Source organism: Brucella cytisi, assembly GCF_038433355.1.
GTDB lineage: Bacteria > Pseudomonadota > Alphaproteobacteria > Rhizobiales > Rhizobiaceae > Brucella > Brucella cytisi.
This window is the reverse complement of sequence record NZ_JBCAUP010000036.1, coordinates 35475-50789: the sequence shown is the minus strand read 5'-3', so window position 1 is coordinate 50789 and position 15315 is coordinate 35475. Positions and strand designations below refer to the sequence as shown.

Sequence of the window (15315 nt, the reverse complement as noted above, 5' to 3'; positions counted from 1 at the left end):
CGCATTGCCTCACTAGAAATGTTCCCTGATTGTTGGCCGTTGCCTCATCTGATTTGCTCCCAGCATTTGTGGGTGCGGAGCAAATCAGATGAGGCTGATCAGCGTGACGACGAAGAAGGAATTGGTTGCTGCTCTGGCAAAGCGCTATGCGGCCGGAAAGCGGGAGGAAAAATCGCAGATCCTCGATCAGTTCGTATCGATCAGTGGGATGCATCGAAAACACGCGATGCGTTTATTGCGGGGGGCAGATAAGCAACCGCAATCGCGAACGCGGGCGCAGATTTATAACGAGGCGACCCGACAGTCTCTTATTGTTCTGTGGGAAGCCTCTGACCGCATCTGCGGCAAACGATTGAAGCCCTTGCTGCCAATTCTGATCTCGGCGATGGAACAACATGGCCATTTGAAGTTAGACGATCAGGTCCGCACACTTCTGCTACAGATGAGTGCGGCTACCATCGACCGTGCATTGAAAAGCGTGCGAGAAACAGCAGGCGGCCGTCGACGCCGACGTTCCGTTGCTTCATCGGCATTGAAGCGGAGTATCCCAATTCGAAAATTCTCCGACTGGGGTGATCCCGCACCTGGCTTCATCGAGGCCGATCTTGTGTCGCACTCCGGTCCCAACGCACGCGGCAGCTTTATTCATACTCTTGTCCTTACGGATATTGCGACCGGTTGGACCGAGTGCGCGCCTCTGATTGTTCGCGAACAGAAGCTCTTGACGGAAGTTTTGACCGAGCTTCGCCGCATGATGCCGTTCCCGCTGCTTGGCTTTGATACGGATAACGATAGCGTATTCATCAACGAGACCCTCAGGGACTATTGCGTTCATTCAGATATCGAATTCACTCGCTGTCGGCCATATCGCAAAAATGATCAGGCTTATGTGGAGCAGAAAAACGGATCGGTCGTCCGCCGAATTGTTGGCTATCATCGGTATGAGGGTGTTGAAGCTGCAGCAACACTTGCGGAGCTTTATCGTTCGGTACGCTTGTTCGTGAACTTCTTTCAACCGTCGTTTAAATTGCTCGAGAAGCAGCGAAATGGAGCGATGGTCAAGAAGCTCTACTCTTCTCCCGCGACGCCACATCAACGGCTATTGTCGGATGCAAGGACGGCGGTCGAGGTACGCGACCCCTTGGTGCGCATGAGTGAGCAACTCGACCCTGTGATGCTCCTCCGAAACATTCGTGCAGGACAACAGCGGCTTGCCGACATTGCGCATCAGGGAGCACCCTCAAGCGAGGCTCCCGATATCGAGAGCTTTTTGCGAAGCCTGCGTATCGCGTGGACGGAGGGCGAAGTTCGTCCGACCGCGAAAGCAAAGCCAAAACTGAAACGCGAGCGACGGCGGCCTGACCCGCTGGTTAACGTCACGAATGATCTTTACAGTTGGTTTGAAGCTGAGCCATGGAGAACCGGCCGGGAGCTACTGGAGCGACTTCAAAGCATTTATCCCGGCGAGTATCCTGATGCACTAATCCGTACGGTGCAACGACGGGTGAAAGCCTGGCGTCGCGATCGCGCGCATAGAATGATATTCGGAAACGAGTCTGGCGAAGATGAACAACTACCAGCGCTCAGCAGGGCTTAGGGAGCATTCTGGTGAGGCAATATGCTATCCGTTCGGGAGCATTTTTCGATGAGGCAATACGAATCTCACCTAGATTGCCGCTATGCACGTCAATGCCCTGCGTGGTCATTTTGCCGAACTTGGCATTGTCGTACCACAGGGGGCTCACAACGCACGACAGCTAATCGCCATTCTGGAAGATGATGAACGATACATCACGCAAGCCGTTCGTATTGCTCTCGGACCGCTAGTGACAACCTTGATAGAGATCGAAGGGCAGATCGCAAAGCTTGACAAGGCGATCCTCGCTGCGCATCGCAACGACGATGTCAGTCTCCGGCTTTCGACAATTCCTGGAATTGGCCCCTCATCGCCGCTTGTCTTTCCGCCAGCGTGCCGGACGCAAAGCTGTTTGAGGACCGGCGAGAGTTTGCAGCCTGGCTGGGCCTTGTTCCCAGACAGCATTCAACAGGTGGAAAGCCAAGGCTGGGCTCCATTTCCAAAATGGGCAACAGACGCATGCGCAAGCTTCAGGTGGTCGGGGCACATGCCGCGCTTTACAGGATGAAGAATGGTAAGACCCAATCTCCATTGGCGGGCTGGGCGCGAACCCTGTTGGCGAAGAAATCCTTCAAACTCGTTGCGGTCGCCCTCGCAAACAAGATTGCCCGCATTGCCTGGGCGATCATGGCGCGGAATATACAATTCCAGCCGGACTTTCTGCCTGATCACCGGGCACCGGCTTCAGTCTAGGTATACAGAAGCGAAGAAGCTTTGCCTTTCGGGGCACCACAGTTGGCGGAGTGATGATGGTATGATGTGACAGAAAAGCGGAACGGACCGCACGAGTCGAAGAACCCGCGGTGCTGTCTTGCGCATCAACAGCACGACAATATGATAGGGATCGGTTCTCGCGGACAACATCAGGGCCAGCGGTCATATCGTGCCGTAAAAACAGGCCGGAGACATGACTGCACCCGACCCGCAAAGCTAAAACATCACCAAAATCACATTGCCAAACAGGCGCCATCCAGACATGACAGCGCCATCAGATCGTTTAACCCCGTTTCCAGCTTTTTCGCCATTCAGGAGAAGAGGCGGATATCGGGAAGACTTTGGGTATGGTTGTTACGGTGGAATTTAAAAGCTGATCTTTTATTTCCACATACCGCGTATGCACTTGCGGAGATCGATCAGGCCCTGGCCAGGTCGCCCGCTGCTGGGGGTCTCTGTTGACGCCGCCTTCGGCCAGACTGTCCGTTCGAAAAGAGGTAAAATGTTATGAGGGATGAACCGCGTACGCGCCGCATAAACATGTCGATCCCCTTTGGCTGATTGGCCATATGTGTAAAATCGTTGCGGTGTTATAATATCCAGGTGATCTTTAGCGCGGGTCATAGCGACATAGAGCAAGCGTCGCTCTTCTTCGATATCGTCCTTGACGCCGATACCCAGGTCCGACGGGATACAGCCATCGACGCCATTGAGCAAAAAAACTGCTTTCCATTCCTGCCCCTTGGCTGAGTGTATTGTCGAAAGGATAAGATAGTCCTCATCCTTGTGTGTTCCTTCCGCCTGATCGCTCGTCACGCTCGGCGGGTCGAGCGTCAGTTCGGTCAAAAACCGCTCTCGAGAGGGGTAAGATGCAGCGATCTGTTCCAGCTGTACCAGATCTGCAAGGCGTGCAGGGGCATCATCGTAATTTCGTTCGAGGTGAGGTTCATACCATAGTCGCACGCGTTCGAAGTCCAGAGGCCAGTCGCCGTGCACAATCGTCAGATCGGCCACCAGTTGATATAACTCTGGCCAGCCAGCTGCTGCACGCGATGGTGGCGTAAAGCCTGAGAGGACCTCATCAAGGCTTCTCCCGTCGACAAGATCGAGAACGGTGGCAGCGGAAGAGGGACCAATCCCCGGCAATTGCTGAAGAACGCGGAAACCGGCAACCCTGTCGCGAGGATTCTCAACCCAACGCAGCACCGCCAACACATCCTTTACGTGGGCTGAGTCGAGAAACTTGAGCCCTCCGAATTTCACGAACGGAATATTGCGGCGGGTAAGTTCTACCTCAAGCGGCCCGCTGTGGTGAGACGTGCGAAAGAGAACCGCTTGTGATTTCAGTTTCATACCACATTCGCGATTGGCCAGAACATGTTCCGCTACATAGGCCGCCTGTTCGTTTTCACCTGTGACGGTTACAAGTCTTGGCTTTTCGATGGATTGCCTTTCCGACCAAAGGTTTTTCGTGAAACGCTCGGAGGCAAGATCGATCACCGCATTCGCAGCCTCAAGGATTGGCTGCGTCGAGCGGTAATTCTGGTCAAGAGTGACAACTGATGCAGACGGCTGAAAGTATCCGGGAAATTCGAGAATGTTGCGAACCGTAGCTGCGCGGAACGAATATATAGCCTGGGCGTCATCGCCTACCACCGTCAATCCGCAGCCGTTGGGTTTGAGTGCGAGAAGAACAGAAGACTGAAGACTGTTGGTATCCTGATATTCATCCACCAGAATATGATCGAAACGACTACCAAGCTCGACCGCAATTTCTGGCTCTCTCGTCATTTGGGCCCAGTACAGCAGAAGATCGTCATAGTCGAGGACGTTCTGAACCTGCTTGGCTTCAACATAGGAAGCAAAAAGCTCTTTGAGCTGTTCCTCCCAGCTGCTGCACCAAGGAAAAGCCTCCTTGAGAACGCTCGTTAGCGATTTCTGGGAATTGACCGTCCGCGAGTAAATTGAAAGACAGGTGGATTTTGTTGGAAAGCGATTTTCCTGGCGGGAAAAACCCAACTCATGCCGAATGAGGTTCATCAGATCCGCAGAATCTTCACGATCATGTATCGTGAACGACGGATCAAGACCGATCTGGTGTGCGTACTCACGTAATACCCGTGCGCCTATCGCATGAAAGGTACCAGACCAGTGGAGGGCACCGATCATCACGCTGCCCTCGTTGCCCATTACTGCTGTCGCTATTTTCTCGACGCGACTAATCATTTCGTTTGCAGCACGTCGCGAAAACGTCAGCAAAAGAATACGACGCGGATCCGCGCCATTGACGATAAGATGAGCAACGCGGTGAGCGAGAGTATTCGTCTTACCCGAACCGGCCCCGGCAATAATAAGGAGCGGAGCCGCGGTCTGTTTCACGCCGTGCTCTACAGCAAGGCGTTGTTGCGAATTCAGACGGGACAGGTAGTCAGGAGCCGCTATATTCATCAGGGCGGTCACTTTCAAACTGGGTAATGTTCGACTCAGAGTGATACATTCAACTGAACAAAAAGTGAACACATATCGTGTTTCTAAAGGTGGTCAAACACCATCATGATCTGTCGCAAATTTCTGTCGCTTCTACACCAGGTGTCCTCCCTCCCTTTGGCGACAGGCTTGAGAGCAGATAATCCGGAATGACCGTCTCGTGTTGGGCATGGCATCTTTGACGCGGCCGGTGCAGATTGTGTTCACATCAATGATGGCGGCGACAACCAGGTATAGTGCGGAAGCCCGGATTGAAAGGTTTTGCGGTCGCGGATACGACCGGATGGAATACCCGCAGACCGGAAAGTGACCGACCGGTCTGGAGGTGCTCGTATAAGAAACTGAAGCCAGTCATCCGGTCAATATCGGCCACAAGGTCCGTCAACCGGATGGGCGTATCGCTATTGCTACCCGCCGTGCGAATGTGATTGCGGCTCCCGTTTCCGTGGTTCTGACCGTTGGGACCCGCAATCCTTTTGCGTCGATGCGGGGTTTGCCTCGACTGGCTTCCAGGGGACGTGCCGCTTCACGTAGCTTTTGATCCGTTGCTTTGGCCTTCCGGGTGAGACAGGCCCCGACATTGATAGGAATCGCGACCGGAATTCGGTTCTGGCCCTACAATGTCATAACGCCTCCTCGCAATTTGTCATCTCGCAAAGGCGTCTGGTTAGTCGGTTGGTTTTAACGTCGAAATCAACAAGGCGGGAGACAGCTTCATTAACCCGAGGTCGCAAAGGAAATGCTGCTTGCTGCTTCGCCAAGCCTGGATTCGAGTATCCGTCTTCTCGCTTCGGGAATATCAATAGGGAGTACAAAGCAGATGGTAGCTTCAACGTATCCCCTTGAATCTATAAGAGGAGCGGCCAGACACTGAGTAAAATTATTGATCGCACCGACGGTTCGTGCGATCCGCTTGCCATGGTGAGCGTGGCACTCAGTGATGAAAGCGGCAACGTCCAGAGCGCTGCCGTCAGATAGTAACCGGTCTTCCGGCTCCAGAACGGTCTCGATTTCCCCCTCCGACAGCTGTGATAACATGAGCCGGCCCGACGCTGTCCAAGGGATAGGAATCTGCGACCCGACTTCAGAGCTGATACGCAGCGGGCGGGAACCCGGGCGAGCATGAACGATGACCTGTTTGCCTCGCAACCTGATACATAGTTCGCAAGTTTCGCCAGTCTCCCTGGCCAGATGGTCCACCATTTCTCGTCCACGCGCCACAACATCGTTGGCTCGCAGATAGCTGGCGCCGTAAATCTGCATGACCTTGCCGAAATAGACTTGCGCGTCCCGAACCTCCAGTAAACCGGACTCGCCCAGAATGTTGACGAGATCGTAGATCGTGGATTTTGGCGCGTCGAGTGCTTCGGGCAACGCGGCCAACCGTGCCGGACCACCATTGCTTTGCAGATAGGAGAAAAGCTTGAGGATGCGATCCACTCCCCGTTCGCGCGGCTTCCGCATGACCCGTGTAGCAGCGCCAGATTGTGTCGAAGCCATATAAACCTTTCCGTTCTGACGCAGGTTGCCAAAACTCATGTCATGCGATATCGTCTTAAATATAAGAATACAGTCCAATATATAAGACTGACAAAAGAATACAAGGGAACGACTGAAAAAAGCGGAGGAAAAAATGACCGCGGGCAACGAACGCCGGGAATTCCTGAAACTCGGACTAGGGGGAGTGGCGCTGGGAGCGGCGGCAGCGACCACACTGAACGTGAGAGAAGCGGCAGCTCAGGCCGCAAGCGACAGTCTGTTGCGGACTGTTCTGGATCGCGGGCATTTGGTCGTGGGCACAGGCAGTACCAACGCGCCGTGGCATTTCGAAAATGACGCTGGCGAACTGGTGGGTATGGATATCACCATGGGACGGATCATCGCTCAGGCATTGTTTGATGACCCGACCAAGGTTGAGTTTGTAAAACAGGATGCACAGCAGCGAATTCCAAACATCGTAACCGGCAAAGTCGATATCACACTCCAGTTCATGACTATCTCCGGCGCACGTGCCCAGTTGATCAATTTTACGCGCCCCTACTATGTGGAGGGGGTTGCCTTGTTGACGAAACCGGGATCGGCAGCGAAAACCTTCGACGATTTAAAGGCCAAAGGAAGCGATGCGCGCATCGCCATCCTGCAGAACGTTGATGCCGAAACGACTGTGCATGCCGTTCTCCCCGACGCACAGGTTATGCAGATCGACACACAGGCCAACGTATTCCAGGCGCTGGATTCAAACCGTGCGGATGCGTCGGCGGTCGATCTGTCAAACGTGCGCTGGCTGGTTTCCAGAAATCCGGATCGATATTTCGATGCGGGAAAGCAATGGAACTCCATGCTTTACGGCGGAGGTGTACGTCAGGGGGACCTGGATTGGCTCACTTTTGTTAATACCGCCTTCTCGATTGCCATGTTCGGCCATCAAAACGCTCTATACGATGCTGCTTTCAAGGACTTCTTCGGTCTGCAGCCCCCTGAGCGTAAGCCGGGCTTTCCTTCCATATGAAACCGAAACGCCTGGACACATCTGTGTCCGGGCCCTTTTCGTGTATGGAGGTTCGTGCCCGCACATGAATTATCATATGAACTTTAACCTGATCTGGCGGCATTTCGACAAGCTCTGGCAGGGACTTGTTCTTAGTCTCGAACTCGCGGTGCTTTCGATCCTGATAGGTGCAGTGATCGGCCTTCTTCTGGCCATTTGGTACGTGTCGGCTGGCAAAGCCGCGCGCAGTCTGATTTCCGCATATGTCGAGATTGTCCGCAATGTGCCGCTCATCTTGCTCGTCTACATCGTATTTTATGGCATCCCAACCGTCGTCGATATCGCCTATAGCCCGACGGTCTCTTTTGTCGCCACCTTGTCTCTTTACGCAGGGGCATATCTGGTTGAGGTCTTTCGTTCCGGACTAGAGGCAGTTCCCCGTGGTCAGATCGACGCCGGAAAGGCGATTGGTCTGACACACTGGCAGCGACTGATCCATGTTCGCCTGCCGACAATGACGCGCATCACTCTTCCAGCACTTTCCAATACGTTTATATCCCTGTTCAAAGATACGTCCGTTGCTTCTGTGATCGCGGTCCCTGAACTTACCTATGGTGCGCAGTGGATCAACTTTAACACGTTCCGGATTGTTGAGGTTTATATCGTGACCACCGTGATGTATCTGGTGACCGGATATGGGATCCTGCTCGGTCTTCGCCAGCTGGAACGTCGTTTCAAAGTGGAGCGGTGAGCCATGTCTGCGGTCATTTACGCACTACCATTTCTCGGCCACGGCCTTATGATAACGCTCTGGGTGTCGGCGCTGGTCGTTTTATTCTCGCTTGTTTCAGGCGTGGTCCTTGGCGTAGGACTGGTCTACGGTCCGGATCCGCTCAAGTGGCTTATTCGCCTGTTCAGTGACTGTATCCGCGGCATCCCGATTTTGGTCCTGATCTTCGTCGTTTATTACGGCTTTCCACCACTGGGTATATCAATCAATGCATTCTGGGCAGGTGTTGTCGCATTGACGCTATTCAAGGCGGCACAGGTCATCGAATACGTCCGTGGCGCAATTGCATCTATCCCGAAAGGACAGATGGAAGCTGCAAAAGCCATTGGGCTTACTTTCGTTCCACGCCTCCAGTACGTGATTTTTCCGCAGGCTGTGCGACGTTTTTTGCCGCCTTGGATCAATGGAGTTACCGATGCGGTCAAGGGTAGTGCACTGATTTCGCTGTTAGGAGTGGTCGATCTGATGCAGTCGATCAACGAAGTCATAGGGCGCACCTATGAAGCGATGCCGCTTTATCTGCTTGGCGCCTTTTTCTACTTTGTCATCAACTATTCACTCTCATTGGTCAGCCGTTCCGTTGAGCGGCGTTACGCTTACATTCGGGACTAGTCATGAATGCAACCGGAAATCCGCTTCTAAAGATCGAGAACGTGCAGAAATCGTTCGGCGACATCCCCGTGCTGAAAGGCATCGACATGCAGATAACAAGGGGAGAAGTCGTAGCAGTGATAGGTCCATCCGGCAGCGGTAAGACAACGCTCCTGCGATGTGTGAATTTCCTGGAGACTTATAATAAGGGTTCGATCCAGATTGATGGAAGGGAGGTCGGATACTCCGACACCCAAAACCAGCGACTTCGTGGTGAGACAGACCTAGCCAGAATGCGAGCTGAAACAGGCATGGTGTTTCAGGGCTTCAACCTGTTTCCGCATCTGACAGCCGCTCAGAATGTCATGTTAGGTCTGACAAAGGTACGAAAGAAACCGAAGGACGAAGCCCGGGAACTGGCGGAGCACTGGTTGAAGCGGGTCGGTCTTGGCCACAGGATCGATAAACTGCCATCCGAGCTCTCCGGTGGCCAGCAACAACGCGTGGGTATCGCACGCGCTGTCGCAATGGAGCCAAAGATATTGTTGCTCGATGAAATCACTTCGGCCCTGGATCCTGAACTTGTCGGAGAAGTCCTTGATGTGGTGCGCCAGCTGGCACAGGAAGGAATGACGATGCTCATGGTCACGCATGAGATTGCCTTCGCTCGCGATGCCAGTGATCGCATTGTCTTTATGGACGACGGTCGGATCGCTGCCGAAGGGCCACCTTTGCAGCTTCTGGAACAGGCCAACGAGAATAATCGTCTTCAGTCATTCCTGTCTCGTTTCAGAACAGCTCAACTCAACTAGGAATCCGTGCTGCATGTCTTGCTACCGAGAGAACACCACCTCGCAACGACAGCTTCCTCCTGCACCTGAACCCATCGGTACGTTCCGTAACGTTCTGGAAGTGGACACCATGCTCTACATTTCAGGACAGGGGCCAGTGGAGGCCAATGGTGTCATGCACAGGGGCAAGGTTGGTCGCGATGTCACAGTTGAAATTGCAAACGGCCACGCCCGACTGGTGGGTATGAACCTCGTTGCTGTGCTGAGGGCCCATCTCGGAGACCTTGGGCGTGTGAAGCGTGCTGTCAAGCTCCTTGGGTTTGTCAACGCAGTTGATGATTTCGAGGATCACGCCAAGGTTATCAATGGCTGCTCCGATTTTCTTATCGAAGTCTTCGGTGAAAATGGAGTGCATGCGCGCTCCTCGATCGGAGTTGCATCCCTGCCAAACAACATCACAGTTGAAGTGGAAGCGATTTTTGAGATCTTTCCGAAAGGACACATTGATGGATAAGTCGATCGCCAGGCCCGGCCTGGAGTATCTTCGTCACAATCAAACGGTCCGGGACCGCATGGGATTGCGCCCTGTCATAAATGTGTCCGGCACGATGACCGCGCTCGGAGCCTCAATAATGGTGCCGGAAGCTATCCGGGCTATGGCAGAGATCGCACCCCAGTTTGTCGAAATGGACGACCTGCATCGTGTTGGGAGCAAGACCGTCTCACGTCTGACTGGCGGAGAAGCTGGTTTCATTACGGCTTCCTGTGCCAGCGGTATATCCTTGGCACTGGCTGGCACCATTACCGGAACCGATCTACTGGCCATAGAACGACTGCCGGACATCAGTCCGGACGCAAAAAATGAAGTTATTGTGCAAATCGGCCATTTGGTGAGTTTCGGCGGAAACATCGATCAGGCGATCCGGCTCACGGGCGCGACAGTGGTTCAGGCGGGCACTGTCAGCATCACGCATGATTACCATTTGGCCAATGCTATTACTGAAAGAACGGCTGCTGCTCTTTATGTCGTTTCGCACCATACCGTGCAGTATGGAGCGTTACCCCTGGAGCAGTTTGTTGAAATATGTCATTCCAGGGATGTGCCGGTCATTGTCGATGCTGCCTCTGAGTATGATCTGCAAGGCTTTCTCAAGGCAGGCGCCGATGTTGTGATTTATAGTGGTCACAAGTTTCTGGGTGGACCGACCAGCGGTATTGTTGCCGGGCGGAAGGATCTGGTTCGTGCAGCATTTCTTCAGAACCGTGGCATCGGCCGTGGCATGAAGGTCGGCAAGGAAAGCATTGCTGGCGTGATTGCTGCTTTGGAGGCTTGGGAAAACCGGGACCACGTTGGCATTCGTAAGGGTGAAAAAGAGGCCTTGAAACTCTGGCAGGACTCGCTTGCCCGCAGGAACGGGATCATTACCGAAATCGTTCCGGACCCGACCGGCAATCCGCTTGAGAGGCTTGAGATACGTGTGAAGCCTGCCTCTGGTTTCACTGCATCGGGCCTGGCAAAAGCGCTGGCACTTGCCGAGCCACCGATCATTGTACGCAATCATGAGGTCGAGCTCGGTCGCTTTTTTCTGGACCCCTGCAATCTGCATGAAGGCGAAGCGGAGGTCGTGGCTGAAGTACTGCTTAAGGTACTGAACGATCCGCGACCGGAATACGCACTAATGAAGCCGATCAAAGAAAGTCGTCATGTCATACTGTGGCCCGACTGAACGCAGGGTCGACAGTCTGTCTGGTCCGGGACTTCCGGCGCTGGACGGCTCCCCGTCGAGCGTTTGCCGCCTGGTGAAACATTACTGAAACCTCATTGCTGATAGATCTTCATCGTGGCCTGTCAGTGGATCGCAAGCTTACTGCCTGTCTCCGCCGGAAAAATGTTGCAGTGTGTATGAGGACGGTCGCGTCAACGTTCGCGGTCTTGTCTGTTTCAAGGTTGCCACTACTTTCGCGTTAGGGATGGGCATCGATGTCGCGCCTCTCTTCGGTCCAAAGAGGAAACAAAGGCAGCGCGGCTACGACCGGGGGTAGTCTGGTTCACCTGGTCATCAACGTCCTTCCGGCTGTTTAGAAAAAAATGCCCATAAACGGGTCCAAGGTTCGCCTTGAGGAGCGCCTCGTCATAAATCCGGAAATTTTTATGCGGCAGAAGACATATGCCTTTGTAAACAACTGGGAGAACCATGCCGGTAATCATAATAAAAATCGCCAGAATTTGATTATAGCCGAGAGCTTCACCCAGGAAGATCATGCCGAAAAAAGCAGTAATAACGGGAACGCAAGGCATGAAAAGCGATGAAACCTGTGGTCCCAGTTGGGTCACTGCGTATGTGTAGAGAAACAGCGCAGCCGCGCCGGCCAAAAAGCCTTGTATAATTATCTGTACGCCAATTTCCGCCATTGGTGCCATTGCTAACTTGCCTGGTACAACTAAATGAAACACGGGTAGCGACAGGCAGGATAAAAGTACAACGGCGGTAGTAGATGTGACCGCATCGACACCCCAATATCGAACACAAATGCCATATACAGCGAACATCACACCCGACAAAACAAACAGAATATCTCCGGTTAAACTTTTGGCCGCTCCGGAATCTGTAAAGAAGAGCAGAAGGCCTATCATAATGGCGGTGATACCTGCCGATTGTGTTTTCGTGACAGCGTCTTTGAGAATTATCATCGATAACAAAAACGAACAGAAGACGATCGAGGCTGGACAAAGCGCGGCGGCGTGCGCGGCGGGCGCATAGCTCAATCCCCAGTTTATGAGAAGCGGATAGGGCAAGCCTACAAGCGCCGCTAACACGAGGGAACGCTGCCAGCCAAGCTCCTTCAACTGCCTCAAACCAGTTTTGAGGATCAGCGGAACGAAGATGAGTGCAGCGCCGGCAAAACGCAGTGTGACTATATCGGGGGCTGTCAGATGATCCCTCAGGCTGAACCGTGCAGCGACAAATTGTATTGCAGTGATGATTACCATCGAAAACCCCGCAATGAACGCGAGTTTCCGGTTTTTGTTTCCTGCTTTGACGGCAGAACCCATCTCCCCCTCCGTATCTGAGTGACCCGGAGTGGATCAGTTCCAGTCTCCATCCGCACTTTGATTAGCGGAGGGTATTGCGGGAATCGGCGTGACTAAATACACTGATATTGCGAAGAACAAGTGTTTTTCGCTTAAAATAGCATATGCTTGCGTGGATTGAGAAATGGACGAGTTGGACAAAATAGATCGAAGACTTCTGCGGTTGCTTCAGGAGGACGGACGTCGAACGACCCTGGATCTGGCAGAGCAGGTGGGCTTGTCGCCAACGGGTGCCAGTCAGAGGGTCAAACGTCTGTTTAAAGAAGGTTTTATCAAGGCTGTCAGGGCAATTATCGATCCCCAGAAGATCGGTCGCGGCACCCTTGTCTTTATTCAGGTGAGGCTGGATCACACCGCTCCTCATGTATTCGACAGATTTGCGGAAGCGGTCGCCAGGGCTCCCGAGGTTCTTGAATGCCATATGGTCGTGGGAGGATTTGACTATCTGGTGAAAGCGAGAATTCCTGACATGTCGCTCTTTCAGGAATTTTTGCAAAGAGTTATTTTGCCATTGCCCGGCGTGCGGGAAACACACACCTATACAAGTATCGCAGATGTCAAGCCGGACACCTTATTGCCTGTCTGAATGGCGGGGCGAGGCGCACGCTATCTGTTCGAATCGTCGACGTTATCGCCTGACCGGATGGTCTTCGGAAAACCGGTTAAATGCCTCCCTTGCTTGCAGGCTGGAGGACCCGCCCCACGTTGGGCGGGGGGCTTTGCTTTACGCGAGGCGGGTGCAATTCCTTGTCAGGAAGTGCCCTTGAAGACTAAGCCGACGTTCGAATATCTAGAAATAACAGAATGTAACGCTTGCTAATAATCTGCAATGCAATCTGAAAGCGAAAAAGCCCGCTTCGCGTTTAGGAGGAGGAGTGCGAAGCGGGCCGATCTGAAAAGCGCGACTGGGAGGAGGAGTGCCGCGCTCAAGGTCCAGTTTCCGGGAGGAGGAATGAAACTGAACAATGCTTAGATAGGTTCGGACCGTGAATGTTGCAAGTTCGAAAAACGCATGGCTGATATGCGAGACGGACCAGGGAAATCGCCAGCCAGTATTGAAGCCGCCAATCGCTTTCCTGCCTGGTCGCGATCGCTGGTACCAGGCAAAAATATACAAGTCCGGACGGTTCAGGCGGGATGCGTAGTTCACGCCAACAACTTCGTGATCTCACGTCATGCATAAGCGCATAACGATACGAAATCGGCTTGTTGCTCCAGCTTCTCCCCTGAGGATCTGAAATATATCCCTGATTTGGCTGAAATGTCGGCACGGGACAATAATGCCATCACAGCAAGAATTCGTTTCGCGTGAGCGTTCCGGATTTCTCGTCAGTTCTGGTCCAGTACGCGCGACAAGCTGAGAGCTGCCAGTGTGCAAATTGCACCGGATATCAGATAACCACCGATGAAAATTATTCCGAGGCTGCTGGCGAGGCCGAGTGCCACGAGCGGCGCGAAAGCCGCGCCCACAAGCCAGGCAAGATCTGACGTCAAAGCGGCGCCTGTATAGCGATAATATTGTGTGAATCGAGAAGAAACCGCGCCGGACGATTGACCGAATGTTAGTCCAAGAACACCAAAACCTATCAGAATATAGGCATCCTGACCCGCGCTGCCCGCATCAAGAAGGAAAGGTGCAGAAAAGCTGAAGAGGGCAATAATTATCGCGCCAATCATCAATTCGTTACGTCGCCCGATGCGATCAGCAACAAATCCGGACAAGATGATGCCGATCAGACCCACCGCAGCGCCTGCCACCTGAACCCAGAGGAAGCGTTCAGCCGGCTGTGCGCCAGATAGGACGACCCAGCTAAGTGGAAAGATCGTGACGAGGTGAAACATCGCAAAGCTTGCCAGTGGCACGAAAGCACCCAGAACGACATCGATGCTGTGTTTGCTCAGCATTTCAAATAAGGGTCGTGGCTGCAGTTCCTGTGCATCCATCGCTGCGCCGAACTCGCTGCTCGCAACGATGCGAAGGCGCGCAAACAGCGCGACAACGTTAATTGCGAAGGCCACAAAGAATGGATAGCGCCAACCCCATGTGAGAAAATCTGCTTCGCTGAGATTATGCACGAAATAGGCGAAGAGAACACTTGCCAGTGCGAAGCCGATGGGTGCGCCCAATTGCGGGATCATCGCATACCAGCCGCGCTTGCCTGTCGGCGCACTCAGGCTCAGCAGAGAAGCCAGTCCGTCCCATGCACCTCCGAGGGCAAAGCCCTGACCCAGTCTGAACAGGGCGAGCAAAAACACGGCCCAGTATCCGATCGTCTCGAACCCGGGCAGGAAGGCGATAGAAGCCGTTGATCCGCCCAGAATAAGCAGAGCCAGCGTGAGTTTAGTTCCTCGCCCGTAATGGCGATCAATCCACATGAAGACGAAAGAACCCACTGGTCGCGCAATGAATGCCAGCGAGAAAATCGCGAATGACATCAGGGTTGCCGTTACCGGGTCAGGGGCAAATGGAAAAATCAGCTTGGGGAAAACCAGAACGGAACCGAGCCCATATACAAAGAAATCAAAAAATTCGGATGTTCGGCCAATAACAACACCGATGGCGACATTTCCCGGCGACAGAGGTTTTCCGTCGCTGTGGATGCGTCGTGCGTCCTGTTCAAGACCAGATGATGTCGGCGTGGCGGACGAACTCATGAAACTCTCCAATGGAAACGTATCATGTGCTTTATGATGTCGCACAATTACAGGTTATCAAGGAACGGT

12 protein-coding genes and 1 pseudogene are annotated in these 15315 nt (G+C 53.3%); 9 read left to right on the top strand and 4 right to left on the bottom strand.

Annotated features, from left to right (window positions below; translation table 11 throughout):
• The first annotated feature begins 88 nt into the window (after positions 1–88).
• Entirely contained in the window at positions 89–1597 is a 1509-nt protein-coding gene (locus AAE521_RS24375; protein ID WP_342062163.1) for an integrase catalytic domain-containing protein, read from the top strand.
• A gap of 88 nt (positions 1598–1685) precedes the next feature.
• Positions 1686–2329, top strand: a pseudogene (locus AAE521_RS24370) (IS110 family RNA-guided transposase); the annotation flags it as partial.
• A gap of 402 nt (positions 2330–2731) precedes the next feature.
• Here AAE521_RS24370 and AAE521_RS24365 read toward each other — a convergent pair.
• Complete coding sequence (locus AAE521_RS24365; protein ID WP_342062795.1) at positions 2732–4798, bottom strand: ATP-dependent helicase; 2067 nt, start codon at positions 4796–4798, stop codon at positions 2732–2734.
• Between the two features lie 756 nt (positions 4799–5554).
• Entirely contained in the window at positions 5555–6337 is a 783-nt protein-coding gene (locus tag AAE521_RS24355; RefSeq protein WP_342062794.1) for an IclR family transcriptional regulator, read from the bottom strand.
• Positions 6338–6470: 133 nt separating this feature from the next.
• Between AAE521_RS24355 and AAE521_RS24350 the strand changes: the two genes are divergently transcribed.
• The 6 genes from AAE521_RS24350 to AAE521_RS24325 all read left to right on the top strand — a co-directional run bounded on the left by AAE521_RS24350 (position 6471) and on the right by AAE521_RS24325 (position 11224).
• Positions 6471–7346 (top strand): transporter substrate-binding domain-containing protein, encoded by an 876-nt coding sequence (locus tag AAE521_RS24350; RefSeq protein WP_342062793.1) that lies wholly within the window; start codon positions 6471–6473, stop codon positions 7344–7346.
• A 76-nt stretch (positions 7347–7422) separates the two neighbouring features.
• Positions 7423–8076: an amino acid ABC transporter permease gene (locus AAE521_RS24345; RefSeq protein WP_342062792.1), complete on the top strand. Its 654-nt coding sequence runs from the start codon at positions 7423–7425 to the stop codon at positions 8074–8076.
• 3 nt (positions 8077–8079) lie between these two features.
• Entirely contained in the window at positions 8080–8727 is a 648-nt protein-coding gene (locus AAE521_RS24340) for an amino acid ABC transporter permease (protein ID WP_071634216.1), read from the top strand.
• A 2-nt stretch (positions 8728–8729) separates the two neighbouring features.
• Positions 8730–9518, top strand: a complete 789-nt coding sequence (locus AAE521_RS24335; RefSeq protein ID WP_071634215.1) for an amino acid ABC transporter ATP-binding protein — start codon at positions 8730–8732, stop codon at positions 9516–9518.
• Positions 9519–9531: 13 nt separating this feature from the next.
• Complete coding sequence (locus AAE521_RS24330) at positions 9532–10011, top strand: RidA family protein (protein ID WP_342062791.1); 480 nt, start codon at positions 9532–9534, stop codon at positions 10009–10011.
• Entirely contained in the window at positions 10004–11224 is a 1221-nt protein-coding gene (locus AAE521_RS24325; RefSeq protein WP_342062790.1) for an aminotransferase class V-fold PLP-dependent enzyme, read from the top strand. The genes AAE521_RS24330 and AAE521_RS24325 overlap by 8 nt, the downstream gene beginning before the upstream one ends.
• Positions 11225–11451: 227 nt before the next feature.
• On the opposite strand, the gene AAE521_RS24320 is transcribed toward AAE521_RS24325, so the two are convergent.
• On the bottom strand, positions 11452–12552 hold the full coding sequence (locus AAE521_RS24320) for a DMT family transporter (protein WP_342062789.1): 1101 nt from the start codon (positions 12550–12552) through the stop codon (positions 11452–11454).
• Positions 12553–12715: 163 nt separating this feature from the next.
• Here AAE521_RS24320 and AAE521_RS24315 point away from each other — a divergent pair, with 163 nt between their 5' ends.
• Complete coding sequence (locus tag AAE521_RS24315; protein WP_342062788.1) at positions 12716–13177, top strand: Lrp/AsnC family transcriptional regulator; 462 nt, start codon at positions 12716–12718, stop codon at positions 13175–13177.
• 743 nt (positions 13178–13920) lie between these two features.
• On the opposite strand, the gene AAE521_RS24310 is transcribed toward AAE521_RS24315, so the two are convergent.
• Positions 13921–15246: an MFS transporter gene (locus tag AAE521_RS24310; RefSeq protein WP_342062787.1), complete on the bottom strand. Its 1326-nt coding sequence runs from the start codon at positions 15244–15246 to the stop codon at positions 13921–13923.
• Positions 15247–15315 lie beyond the last annotated feature (69 nt).